The 13,992-nt window shown below is 36.0% G+C and carries 7 protein-coding genes and 2 pseudogenes; 8 read left to right on the forward strand and 1 reads right to left on the reverse strand.

Annotated elements, in window-relative coordinates; genetic code table 11:
* The first annotated feature begins 287 nt into the window (after positions 1 to 287).
* The 3 genes from ACG72T_RS02675 (at position 288) to ACG72T_RS02685 (ending at position 3,085) form a co-directional block, all read left to right on the forward strand.
* Positions 288 to 620 (forward strand): bacteriocin immunity protein, encoded by a 333-nt coding sequence (locus ACG72T_RS02675; RefSeq protein ID WP_395264441.1) that lies wholly within the window; start codon positions 288 to 290, stop codon positions 618 to 620.
* Positions 621 to 695: 75 nt separating this feature from the next.
* Positions 696 to 2,315, forward strand: a complete 1,620-nt coding sequence (locus ACG72T_RS02680; RefSeq protein ID WP_395264483.1) for an ABC-F family ATP-binding cassette domain-containing protein — start codon at positions 696 to 698, stop codon at positions 2,313 to 2,315.
* Positions 2,316 to 2,578: 263 nt separating this feature from the next.
* Positions 2,579 to 3,085: a VanZ family protein gene (locus ACG72T_RS02685; protein ID WP_395264442.1), complete on the forward strand. Its 507-nt coding sequence runs from the start codon at positions 2,579 to 2,581 to the stop codon at positions 3,083 to 3,085.
* Between the two features lie 148 nt (positions 3,086 to 3,233).
* Here the strand turns inward: ACG72T_RS02685 and ACG72T_RS02690 are convergent, their stop codons facing one another.
* The gene (locus tag ACG72T_RS02690) at positions 3,234 to 5,966 is read right to left on the reverse strand and encodes an HAD-IC family P-type ATPase (protein WP_395264443.1); all 2,733 of its coding nucleotides are present in this window, start codon (positions 5,964 to 5,966) and stop codon (positions 3,234 to 3,236) included.
* Positions 5,967 to 6,234: 268 nt separating this feature from the next.
* On the opposite strand from ACG72T_RS02690, the gene ald reads away from it, so the two are divergent.
* From ald to ACG72T_RS02715, 5 genes and pseudogenes are all read left to right on the forward strand, one after another.
* Positions 6,235 to 7,359, forward strand: coding sequence for an alanine dehydrogenase (gene ald / locus ACG72T_RS02695; protein WP_395264444.1), 1,125 nt, complete (start codon positions 6,235 to 6,237; stop codon positions 7,357 to 7,359).
* Between the two features lie 262 nt (positions 7,360 to 7,621).
* Positions 7,622 to 10,099 carry a hypothetical protein gene (locus ACG72T_RS02700; protein WP_395264446.1) on the forward strand — a complete coding sequence of 826 codons (2,478 nt, stop codon included), beginning with the start codon at positions 7,622 to 7,624 and terminating at the stop codon, positions 10,097 to 10,099.
* Between the two features lie 615 nt (positions 10,100 to 10,714).
* A pseudogene (locus ACG72T_RS02705) lies at positions 10,715 to 12,316 on the forward strand (ATP-binding cassette domain-containing protein).
* A 697-nt stretch (positions 12,317 to 13,013) separates the two neighbouring features.
* Positions 13,014 to 13,225, forward strand: a pseudogene (locus ACG72T_RS02710) (ATP-binding protein); the annotation flags it as partial.
* 274 nt (positions 13,226 to 13,499) lie between these two features.
* Positions 13,500 to 13,991 carry a PTS glucose transporter subunit IIA gene (locus ACG72T_RS02715; protein ID WP_395264447.1) on the forward strand — a complete coding sequence of 164 codons (492 nt, stop codon included), beginning with the start codon at positions 13,500 to 13,502 and terminating at the stop codon, positions 13,989 to 13,991.
* The last annotated feature ends 1 nt before the right edge of the window (position 13,992 follow it).

Here is a 13,992-nt window from a genome sequence, read left to right on the forward strand (position 1 = left end):
ATAGTACTTTTAAATCCTTTTTTCAATAACTATTTATAAAAAGATTAGGCATAAGATTATAACGCCGCTTTAAATCTTCAAAGAAACCGCTTGAAATCAAGTAATTTTTTCTTAAACGCCGTTACGTCTCACCGATATTTATTTTTAAATTAAAAATGTTTGATTGGTGGTAAACACTGTTATAATCGCAAAAATATTGTAAAAAAATTAATTATTTTTGTTAAGCAATTTGTAGTTAAAAAATTAATAAGCCTCTATTATTGTGGTTGAAAAAAGAGGTTAATGTCATGAATAAAACAACAAAGCAATTAATACTTAATAAGATAGTAGAAGAAATGCTAGTAAAATTGAATGAAGTTATTAGTGACCCTGAGTTAAAAAAGCGGCCTGATTTATTTCAAATTTTGAACAAAGATATTGTAATCTTAACTAAGACTAAAAATATCGATCGAATCGCACCGCAACTTTTTCAAGAGATCAGCTTAAAGTACATTGAGGATCCTAACAATTTCCCTAAATCTCTGATCGAATTATATTATTGGGCTCGAATCGAGACTAATAAGTACGATGGTTTAGCATGGAGTACAGTACAATCTGGAACTGTTTGGCTGGAAAATTAAAGAATTAATTGCGTCCATCAATAATTCCCCGTATAATGCAAGCTAGACTACATTTAAGAAATGAGGATTATATATTTGATTACTGTTAGTGACGTTAGTTTGCACTTTGCCGATCGAAAGTTATTTGAGGATGTAAATATTAAGTTTGCTCCGGGGAACTGCTATGGCTTGATTGGTGCTAATGGTGCCGGCAAGTCAACATTTCTAAAGGTTTTGTCAGGCGAAATAAAACCTTCCACAGGTTCTGTCAAATTAGGACCCAATGAACGTTTAGCTACCTTAAAACAAAACCACTTCGATTATGATGATTATACAGTTATGGAAACGGTCTTAATGGGCCACACAGAACTTTACCAAATCATGCAAGAAAAAGATGCTATCTACGCAAAACCAGACTTTAGTGAAGAGGACGGATTGAAAGCGGCCGATTTAGAAGCTAAGTTTGGTGAAATGGGTGGCTGGGAAGCTGAAGGTGAAGCTTCTCAAATGTTACAAGGCTTGAACATTCCGGAAAGTTTGCATCAAGTTAAAATGAACACTTTAACTGCTGGTCAAAAAATTAAAGTCTTGTTAGCTCAAGCATTATTTGGACAACCAGATGTCTTGTTACTTGATGAGCCTACCAATGGCTTGGATGTTGAGTCGATCGACTGGTTGGAAGAATTCTTGATCAACTTTGAAAACACCGTGATCGTAGTTTCCCATGATCGCTACTTCTTGAACAAAGTCTGCACATATATGGCCGACCTTGATTACAGTAAGATTCAACTTTATGCCGGTAACTATGATTTCTGGCAACAATCATCCGAATTAGCTCAAAAGATGAAGCAAGATCAAAACGAGAAAAAAGAAGAAAAAATCAAAGAATTACAAGACTTTATCGCTCGCTTCTCAGCCAATGCGTCTAAATCAAAACAGGCAACTTCACGTAAGAAGATGCTTGATAAGATTACTTTAGATGATATTCAACCTAGTTCGAGACGTTATCCATTTATCAAATTTGTGCCTAACCGAGAAATCGGTAATGATTTGTTAAAAGTCGATAACCTTTCGGCAACGATCGATGGCAAGAAAGTATTGAACAATGTCAGCTTTATCTTGAACAAAGATGACAAGGTAGCCTTTTTAGCCAAAGATGATATGAGAACGACAGCACTTTTCAGAGTCTTGAGTGGTGACTTAGTTCCCGATTCCGGTACGATCACTTGGGGTGTCACAACCAGTCGAGCTTATTTACCAAAAGATTTCAACTCCATGTTTACTGAACCCACACCAATTATTGATTGGTTGCGTCAATTTGCCGAAAAAGGTGAGGACGACGATACTTTCTTACGAGGTTTCTTAGGAAGAATGCTCTTTTCTGGAGATGACGTAACTAAGCATGTGGATGTTCTTTCCGGTGGTGAAAAAGTTCGTGTCATGCTGTCGAAGATGATGTTGCTCAAGGCAAATGTCTTGCTGTTAGATGATCCAACCAATCATTTAGATTTGGAATCAATCACGGCTTTGAACGACGGTTTGATCGACTACAAAGGTTCAATTCTATTTGCATCGCACGATCATCAATTTATTCAAACAATTGCCAACCGTCTGATTTATCTCACCAGCGATGGGGTAGTTGACCGTGCCGATACAACGTATGATGAATTCAGAACTAATCCGCAAGTTGAAAAACAAATTGCTGAATTAGACTAAATATATTTTCAAGAAAAATTATTCACTTCAAAAAAATCTCAGTGAAGCTAATCGTCCCAGATGATTAGTTCATTGAGATTTTTTGGTGTATTTTTAATTAATTCAAAGTTATTTCGTAAGCTTTTTCATCTCAAGGATACATTTTCTTCAAACTATTGACGCATTATTTTAAGGTAGACTAAATATTTGGATGCTAAGATTTGATCATAACTTAAAGAAAACCAACGAATAAAAAATAAATTTGTCGGAAAGGAGTGTTGTCGATGCGTTGGATACCATTATTCGTTATCTTGATCTTATCGCTGCTCTGTGGAATCTATCTGTTTGATAATGTCAAAGATATCGTTAAACGAAGAATTGCCTTTTTAAGCCTCATCTACATGACCCTGTTAGGAACGATCTTATTCACACCATTTTCTTTTGATGGAGTAGGGGTTTACGTCATGCCTGCTGGAACCGGCAGCGTCAATTTATACCATATTTATTATGACCTTGGTTTTGTCGAAAACATTGCCTTGACTGTTCCTTTAGGATTTTTATTGAAGCGTGCTTTTAACAAGATTCCTTGGATCACAATGGCTCCAATCGGTTTAATGATTGGGGCGACTATTGAAACGATGCAGTATTACTTATCACACTTATACCTCATCAACCGTACTAGTGATATCAGTGATGTTGTTGCTAACGGAATTGGCATTGTTATTGGTGCAACTTTAGTCTTAGTTTATCGCTATGTGGTGGAAGAAGATTTACTCAAGAAGCGAATTTAATTTGAAATTCAGTCCAGACTAACATTGATTGAGATAAGCAATCCCAGTAGATTTAACCATTAAAAAGGTAATCTACTGGGATTTTTTGCTGGACTAGTTTGAAAAATCACAGAAAAAATCCACCTGCCTAAGCAAGTGGATTCAATAATTAACTTGTAATTTTTAAGACCCGAATACGGATGAATTTACCAATTTCAGTGATTATGAGGACGACTAATCCCGCCATTATTGGAATCAACCACCCATAATAGAAGTTGACGTTAGTCGTGTGGAAGATATCCTGCATGAATGGTAGATAGATAATTCCCAATTGCAGGACAATCAAGATACCAATAATGTAAAAGGCCATCTTATTCTGGAAAAAGTACTTAGAGATGACCGGATGATTATTTCGCAGGTTAAACAGATAGAAGATTTTCCCAAAAATAATGATATTTAAGGCTACCGTACTACCAACTATTTCTGGCAATCCTTGACTCGTCAGGAGATCAAAGATCCAGATACCCAAACCGGCAATCAGAGCAGAAACGTAGATGATTTCAAAGGTATCGAGTTTGTTCAATAGTCCCGCTTTAACATTTCTTGGACCACGAGCCATGATCCCGGCTTCTGGTGGTTCAAAGATGAAAGCAAATTGAATAGTTAAGGCTGAAACCATGTTGATCCAGAGTAGTTGGGCTGGATATAGTGGCAAGTCTTGGCCTAAGAGGATACTGATAACTACGATTAAACCTTCGGCAAAACTGGTTGGCAATAAGAAACGAATGGTTTTACGAATATTGTCAAAGACGTGACGTCCTTCTTTTACAGCGACAACAATATCAGCAAAGTCATCATCGGCCAGGACCATATCAGCGGATTCTTTGGCAACTTCAGTACCTTTAATACCCATAGAAACACCGATATCAGCTTGTTTTAAAGCTGGTGCATCATTCACTCCATCACCAGTCATGGAGACGACGTGACCATTCGCTTGTTGAGCCTTCACAATTCGCAACTTATTAGCTGGAGTCGTGCGGGCAAAGACGTTATAGTCATCAATCTTGCTGTTCAGTTCTTCGTCTGACATAGCATCGATTTCTGGTCCGGTGATAGCTTTGACAACCGAATCGAGGTCCAATTTATTAGCAATGGCGGAGGCTGTGTCAGGGTGATCACCAGTGATCATTTTGACCTTGATGCCGGCCATGCGTAATTCGTGGATCGACTTTCTCGCTTCTTCACGAGGAGGATCGATGATTCCGACCAAACCAGAAAACATTAAATCTTTAATCTTATCTTTATCGATTTCAGAAACACTCTGATCGACTTCTTGGTATGCTAAAGCAACCACACGCAAACCTTCGGCTGCCAAATCTTGCATACTTTGATTCCAGTATTCACTCTTCGTTCCAATCTTTGAAAGCGACATAATCGTTGAAGGCGAACCTTTGACCATCAGCAATCTTTTACCATCGACCATTGCTAAACGAGCCGAGAATCTAAAGGCCGAATCAAAAGGTAAGGAATCGATTTCTGTAACTTCTGGATCATGTCCAGTCATTTTTCGATAGAGCGTTGTCAGGGCACCATCGGTTGGTTCACCATTCAACTCCCAGCGATTATTTTCAAAATGCAATTGAGCGTCAGTCGTTTGACCAGCGATTGTGACTAATTCTTTCATTTGTGGGTCGGCTTGCCAATCAAAGTCTTGACCGTCTAATTTCAAATTACCAGAGAAATCAACTCCACCGTCAGCACCATAACCGACGCCAGTTACCGTAAAAGTATGTTTAGGAGTGATAACCTTTTTGACCGTCATTTCATTTTTAGTCAAAGTTCCGGTCTTATCACTGTTAACTATATCAACAGCTCCTAGAGTTTCAACGGCTGGAAGCGACTTGACGATAACTTTTCGTTTAGTCATCTTCCTAGTTCCCATTGCCAAAACGACCGAAGTACTTGCGGGTAGCCCCTCAGGCATTGAACCCACGACCATTGTGATCACTGAGATCAATAGCATTGGTAGGGAATAAGTATCGAAAATGTAACCGAAGATAAAGAGAATTACCGCAGCAATAACGATTGCAACTGATAGGCCAAAACCTAATGAGTTCAAGTTCCGCATCAATGGTGTTGGACGACTTTTAACCGATTCAACCGAATCTTGAATTTGACCAATTTCGGTTTGGCCAGCAATTGCCGTCACAATCCCTAATCCTGAACCACTAGTTACAGCAGTGGAGGCGTAGACCATATTACGGCGTTCAGCCAATGGTAACTTGGATTCAGAAATTGCTTCTTCAATTTTTTCGATAGGATTGGTTTCACCAGTTAAGGCTGATTCTTGCACACTTAAATTGTCTGCAGAGATCAGTCTCATATCGGCCGGTACTGCATCCCCAGCTTCCAAGTTGACTAAGTCGCCAACTACCAATTCTCTCGCATCTAATTCCAGTTTTTCACCATCTCGAAAGACAAAGTTCTTGGAGACTAACATTTCCCGAATCTTTTCCAAAGCATTGCCAGCTTGTTGTTCTTGAATGTAGCCAATGATGGCATTGACAATAATGACCAAGCCAATAACAATTGAATCCGAATAGCGATGCATCAAAAAGGTCATGATAGCAGCGGCCGCTAAGATGTAGATGATACTATTGTTGAATTGTTTGATGAATTGGATAAACTTAGAAGTCTTTTTGATTTCTAGTTCATTAGGTCCATCCTTTTTTTGTCGAGTTTTGGCTTCCTCAATGGTTAAACCATCAACCAAATTAGTTTGGTACTTTTGGGTTAATTCCGAATCGGTCAGTTGCCAGATTTCTTTTGAGCTTTGTATCGGGACGTGATCCGAATCAGAGTCTTGAGAGCCCTTAGATTGATAGACGTTTTCGTCTTGCATTAAAAAAATTCCTCCTGTATTAAACGAATATTAAAAAACCTCATGGTATTTCTAAGAAACATTATAAGGGAGAAGCCTATTCTAAAACAACAAGAATAATGAAAATTTGGAATAAAAATATTTGTTTTTAGGGATATTGACCAATCAGATTCAATTGCTGACAGTCAAATTTTAAGTGAACAATTTGACGTGCAGTTGCTTGAGAACGTTTACAATCCATGATATGGTATGTCGCGGATAGATAAAAAATCACTCAAGGAGGCATTACATGAAAATTGGTATACCAAAGGAACTCAAAAATCAAGAAGAGCGCGTGGGGATGACACCTAGTGGCGTTAAGGAATTGGTTCAACATGGCAATCAAGTTGTAGTTGAAACATCTGCTGGAATTGGTTCTGGATATACTGATGAACAATATAGAAAAGCTGGCGCAAAGATCGTTGATGCTCAGACGGCTTGGGATAATGAAATGATCATTAAGGTTAAAGAGCCAATCGAGGTTGAGTATCAATACTTCCAGCCAGGACAAATTATTTATACTTATTTACACTTAGCTGCCAATAAACAATTGACAGAAGCGATGTTAAAGAGCCATGTGATTGGAATCGCTTACGAGACCATGGTCGGTAGAAAAGGCGGCTTGCCTTTACTTTTTCCAATGAGTGAGATTGCTGGACGAATGGCAGTCCAAGTTGGGGCACACTTTTTAGAAGAACCTCATCAAGGTAAGGGTTTGTTGTTGAGCGGTGTCCCAGGAGTTAGACGTGGAAAAGTTGCCGTTATCGGTGGTGGAACAGTCGGTTTTAATGCTGCTAAGATTGCTATCGGTATGGGTGCTGACGTGACAATTTTAGACATCGACGCCAATCGGTTGGCAGAAATTGAGAATATTTTCAATGACAAGATCCACACTTTGATGTCAAACTCGCAAAATATCGCTAAAGTAGTCCAAGAGTCAGATTTGGTGATTGGAGCCGTTTTGATTCCTGGGGCAGCCACGCCAAAATTAGTTACCGAAGAGATGATTGCCACCATGGAACCAGGTTCAGTGGTAGTCGATATTCCAATCGATCAAGGTGGTCTATTTGAAACTAGCACTAAAGCAACGACGCATGACGATCCAATTTATCTGGTTCATGACGTGATCCATTATACCGTTGCAAATATTCCAGGCGCCGTTCCTAAGACTGCGACTGAAGCTCTTTCAAGTGTGACCCTGCCTTATGCAGTTAAAATTGCAGCTGAAGGATTTGAAAGTTCAATTAAGGATTCAACAATCGCTACTGGCGTGAATGTGTTCGATGGTAAATTAACTTCTCAAGCTGTTGCCGATAGTTTGGGTTTGCCTTTTACTTCAATTGCAGAACTTACAAGCATGGTTGAGAATCAATAATAAAGAAACTTGTTTTTTACATTAATGTAGAAAACAAGTTTTTTTTGTCAGCTAGGTTTAGAGCGTTTTTAATAATGGAATATTAATGGATGATATATATGATATACTATAATTGAAAGCGATTCCAACCTCGACAGGCTAGAAGACTTGTCACCATTTGGATTGGATAGGTTGGAAAAAGCCACTAAATTAGTTAGTGGTTTTTTGGTGTATCAGTAATTTCATCATCAACAGAATAATTATTCATCGAGGGGTAAAAAACATGCGTAAAATGCGGCTGACAGGGATAACTATTATATTGGTAGTGTTGAACTTTATTTGGATATTTTGGTTTTCTCAACCATTAAAGATCAATGCCTTAACCACAGATGATCAAAACGCAATTGCTGAACATCCTGGTGGCTTGAATATCAAAGATTATTTTACGATTGACAGTTTTAGCTATACGAAGGATTTCCCTTTCACAGTTAATTCCGCCAAAATAGCTGGTAATGATGATGTCTTAGTACTGACGGATGGACCGGGAAAAGATGTCAAAGGTAGTTACGGTGCTATTTGGGGAAATAGTTCCAAGTTAAACTACATGAATATTAATGAAGAACAAACTATTTCCGCCTGGTTATATTTTGGCCCCGATTATAATTCTGACGAACTCTATAACGGTCACGGAATGACTTTAACGCTTCAAAATGACGATCGAAAAACTAAGTCGATTGGGATGGGATTACAGGGATTAGGTGCTTATGGTTACGACAAACACTATAATTTCACCGTGGCTGGCTTCACGACCCGAACCCCACCATCGGTGGAGTATGTTTTGAATACAGCTATTAAAAATAGCATATCGCTTGAATTCGACACTCAACGTAGCGATGTTAATGCATCAATTGAAGACCCCGCAACTACAACCAATGGCCGTTCCGGTATGCCAATTACTTTATCAGAAACGATGATTTTAGGTAATGGTAATGGTACTTATTCACTAAATGGATATGATACTGCCAGCACCCGTTCCATTAATATACCAAGCGTTTTTCCTACCAATACCGCCTTAGGTGCCAGAGGAACATATGGTCATATTGCTTTGACGTATCCAGGAATAATTGATTCGTATTATAAATATCCGATTACAGATTACGACAATACCAAGCTCTGGAAGGGATATGAGGAAGCTCCTTCAATGTTTCATATCGATTCGACTCCGGCTAATTTGATTGATGATCAAAACTTAGAAGGTCGTAGTTTGTTGTGGCATCATTTAACTTTCAAGTGGATTCCCCATGACGACAAAAAAGCTACTATTAAGTATTCGTTCAATGATAAAGATATTGACGGAAAGGAAAATTTTAATACTAAAGGAAACTTTTTCCAGCGAATTGATAAGGAAATCACAGTCGATCCGAGAATCTTTAATTCTACAGATGGAAAGATTCTCTGGGGCTTCACTGGTGCTAATGGTTACACGCCTGGTGTTGCAAGTAAGATGGTGGTTTTTGAATCCATTCCAGCGATGGCTACTGGAAACGTTGAGGCCACGATTACTAACTTGGATAATGGCAAGACGGTTACCGAAGCTGATAATTATGTTCCTCATGGCGCAAATTTGGAACTCGACTATAAGGTTGAATTCGTTAAAGGGCGCGATAATTGGAAAGATATTAGTGGAAAAATCCAATTGCCAAAACATGTTAATTATCCGGCAAATAAGGGGATCTTAGCAACAATTGAGTATGAGGACGGTACCAAGGAATATGTTTATTCTGCGTTAGGCGAAAATGATGAAACCATCGGGGCTCCAATTAAAAAGCCATTGGGAAATATTAATGGTAATACCAACAATGTTGCTCACGTCAAGATATATGGTGTGGCCACTAATGATAGCGACCAAGAGTATCATATTGATGAAGAACCAGCCGTCTTCACAGGTTCCAATGCGATTGCATCAACAAATTCACCTAGCTTCATTATCGGAACGCCAAAAGATTGGACACTGAATTTAGCTGGTGGAACAGAACTTGAAGTACCATATCAACCTGATGAATCGGTAGTCAGTTTGCCAACTACTTTATCCTATAGTGACAATCATGCTATTGGTGAAAAGGATGAATTTAGTTATACTCTAAAGATTTCAGGGGTAGATAAAGCATATCAAGTTACCAAAAATGTTGACCCAGCAACAGGTAAATTGGACTTGAATTTAGTCGATATTGTTGGCGAAGATTTCTGGAATATTTTCACAGAAAATTCAACACATACAGTTACCGTTACAGCCACTGATCGAGATAATATTAGTTCTAATTCAATTGAGTACACGATTAATGTTGTACCGAATAGATTACTGAGCCTAGAAGTCTCGCCAAACCTTGAGTTCAAGACAATTACTAACTTTAGTCAGGACAAGATTTTAAATCGAATCAATGATTATGATGTTATCGTCAACAGTTTGAAAAATCCTTGGACTTTAAGTGTCGCATCGTCTGAGCTGACCGATAATGATGGTGATATTTTTAATGGTGGTCTGATCTACAATAATAAAAAAGAGATATTTGATTTAGATGAGGGGTATGTGAAAATCTTATCCGATAAAAATTCTTATGGTCCCCAGGCCGTTCCCATCAATGTGGCTGATCTGTGGAAGAGTGATACAGGATTATTATTGCAACAGATCGGTAATAACCAAGCTGGTAAATACGATGGTACCGTTTTCTGGCAAGTTGGAGATTATATGGAAAACCTTTGATATAAATTCGTCAGTAAAAAAACTCTATTCTCATTTGCACTGCTATACAGCAGTCAAATAGGATAGAGTTTTTTTAAAATTTTGGATCTAAACTTACTTTATCGTGTTGGTAGATAATTTCTACTGGCACGATTTTTTTGGTGCACTCAGCATGGGTGCTAACTTGGTTGACTCGGCTAGAAGTATTGGATAACAAACAGCATTTAGAAAAGTTTGTTGATACTATTATCCTATTTTGTAGTAATTGATTCATTCAATTTTTAGCAAATTTTTAAATCGAAATCGAGTGTACAAGTTATTGATGATATAAGATAGATGATAAATATCGAAGACTAGATCCCAAAAGCCAATGAAATATGGAAATACAATACGTAAATTGAGTTAATAAATTTATATTTTTTATCTTATTTGTAGTTATATGGTTATCAAATACATAGTATGATCGTTGATTATCTTTCAAAAACGAATTTTCTGTATTTTTTAAGGGAACCATTGACACAAAATTTGACAGTGAGTACTAATAATTACCAAAAATGGATAATAAATAGGCCAGTTAAGCAAGTGGTACCCCAGGTATGGCATGATCGACTATTTAGTTAAAGGAAGGGATTTAGCATGAAAAAATTCGTAAATAAGCCTTTATTTTTTATTACAATTATTTTAAGTATTTTGGCAGGATTAGAAACACCATTTAATGTTGTTACTTATTCTTATATATTTTATTTAATTAGTAACAAATCAAGTACATTAATTTTTCCTTCTGTAGTGGTGATTATTGTAGGCTATGGTATATTCTGTACTTTAAATTATACAAAAAGTGTTTTTATAAATAAAAACGTATACTCGATTAACAACAATATAAAATATTCATTTATGATTGACAAAATTTCGATGGTAAATCCCGATGAAAATGAATTTGAGTCTACAAACCTCTCTTTTTTTATGAATGATCTTAAATTATTAGAGGATAATTATTGGAGACAAATCTTTTCATTACTAAGTGGTTTCATAATGACTGTGGGAACATTGGGGTATGCTTTATATAGCAATGTATACATTACACTTGTGTTTTTAGGATTTATGATCTTACCAACGATTGCACCTAAAATATTCAGTAAAAGTATTCAAGAAAAAACAAATCAATGGTCAAAAAACAATCAAAATTTATCATTAGTCGTAAAGGACTTATTACACGGATCATTATTATTAAAAAGATATAATTCTGTGTTTGGTTTCTCCGAGAGACTTAAATCCTCAATTTCAAAAATGGAGAATTCTAATGCAGAATTGAAAAATAAAATTGCTCTTTCTAATAATGCCATTACATTTTTACTATATATCTGTACATACTTACCAATTGCAGTAGGTATTTATTTTACAATAAATGGGACAATTACTTTAGCTCAATTTGTTGCAATTCAATATTCTTCTTCATGGATTTTAAATGGATTTAATTCAATAGTTCAGGGATGGAATACTATTAATAGTACAAAAGACATTAGAAAAAAATTATTGAAACTACCTCAAAATAAGAAGCCTTCACTGGTGAACAATTCAGAAAACTTTGAGAGATTGAGCGTTGAAAATGTATCATTTAAGTATTCTAATAACAACGTTTTTAATGATGTATCTTTTGATTTAAGAAATGGTGACCATATTTTGATTAAAGGTAAGTCTGGAGTGGGGAAATCAACACTATTCAAATTAATTCTTGGGGAAGAGAAAAATTATTCGGGTAAAATTACAATTAATGATCATAGCTATGACAGATCATTTGCCTATAATATCTTTGGAATAGTTGGTCAAGAACCCATAATCTTTGAAGATTCGCTCAAAATGAATGTGACATTAGGGAAAGCTGACAGTAGTGATGAGGAAGTTATAAGTGCATTACAAAAGGCCGGGCTGGAAAAGTTTGCATCTAAGGATGGATTATAGTTAAGGATAAGTGAAAATGGACATAATTTGTCAGGTGGTCAATTAAAGCGAATTGAGATTGCCAGGGCGTTATTTTTCAATAGGCAGATATTATTGATCGATGAAGGAACTGCCTCGCTCGATGAAGAGACCGCAAATGAAATACATGATTCGATTTTGAAAAATAAATCTATTTCCGTGATAGAAATTGATCATCATATAAGTAATGAAACTGAAGGTCTGTATAATTCTGTCTTTGTGTTAAAAAAGGATGGGCTCATTCCAAGTTCATTAGATTAATAATTAAGAATTGTCTTTAAAAAAATGTATCCAGACTTTTATTATAATGAAAGAAATCAAAATTATTTTTCAAGTTACATGCCTAGTAGAAATACGATGCTCAAAAAGAAATTCGTTTTAAACCCTTTTATACGTTTAAATATCTCTCAGTACTTCAGAAAGCATTGGAGTATTCTAAAACGGGGAGATTGCTTGATTTGAGGTTAAAGCTTTATAACCCTGACCATTTTGAATGGGGCGGAGTTATGTTAAATAGCTGATTTTCTCTGAGGTTGTAAGCCTTTATCATTAGTTAGTACCTCAAATATAGGAAGAGTTTATTTTGCTTTTATAGATGGTTGATAATATTTAAGTAAGGGATGTTAATGGAGATAGGGTTAAGTTTAATGTCTGAAACTATCATGATGAGTATTTTACGATCGAACCTTTGAAGATATATTAAACCAGAAAAACTAGTCAATGATTTACCGTGTTATAAAAGAAATGTAAATAGTAATCAAAGGGAAGAAGTAGATTTGTTCTAAAAATATATCAATCATTTTTTTCAAAACTTTTTCCCATGTTCTAAAGGAACCAGAGGTCAAGATTACAAAAATCGCATCAGTCCGATTTGAAGTACTTCATAATTGTTAGACAAGAAATCTAACGTTTATGGAGCTTTTTTTATATGGTTAAATATAGTTCAAAATTAAAAGCCGAGGTTGGTTATTTACCAGTCAGTCATGATAAAGCCAATTTGTTGTTTCAATTAATAAACGCTCGTTATGAGAGAAATTCCACCATCATCACTGTCAATAGTGAGGTTGAAAAATTTCACGACCCAACGATAGCAGCTGCCATTTTGAACCAGTTGGTCCATCATGCGAACGTTATAAAAACATCGGTAAATCATACCGATTAAAAGAGTAAAGATAGCGTCAAAAGCCTATATTTTTAAACCGCCATTTTTCAACAATTTAAGACCGCATTTGAAAAAAAAGTCCATATCTTTATACAATTCAACATGTTTGAATTGTATAAAGATATGGTAAATAAAGTGTATTTAAGGAATACAATACTGATATACGAAGAGTTCAGTATCTAAAGATATGTTGCGTTAAAAAAAAGATATGACATTGTTAAATGACACCGATTACAATAATATTTATAACTGTAAACAATTTTATTATTTAGGAGATACAATATGTTCAAAAAGTTATTCCATAAGCAAAATACAGACTTTAATATATACAGTCCAGTTAATGGAACTTCATACGATATAACAAAAACGCCAGATGAAGTTTTTGCTCAAAAAATGTTGGGTGATGGTTTTTCAACATCGCCAACCGACGGAAATATCTATTCACCGATAGTTGGAACAATAGTTTCTTTATTTCCAACTAAACATGCGGTGGGGATAGAAAGTGATAATGGCGTTCAGGTTCTTGTCCACATGGGTATTAATACAGTTGAATTGAAGGGTATTCCATTTGATATATATGTAGAAGAAGGAGATAAGGTAAATAGTTCTACAAAAATTGCGACAGTAGATTTAGATTATTTGAAAAATAAAAATATTAAAGACGATATTGTCGTCGTATTTACGAATATGGATAAAGTTAAAAAAATTAATATCAATAGTTATGGAACAACATCAGCATCTGATCAGATAGGATCATATCAAGTTAACAAGTAAT

The sequence above is a fragment of the Companilactobacillus sp. FL22-1 genome (assembly GCF_043951805.1).
In the GTDB taxonomy this organism is placed as follows: Bacteria; Bacillota; Bacilli; order Lactobacillales; family Lactobacillaceae; genus Companilactobacillus.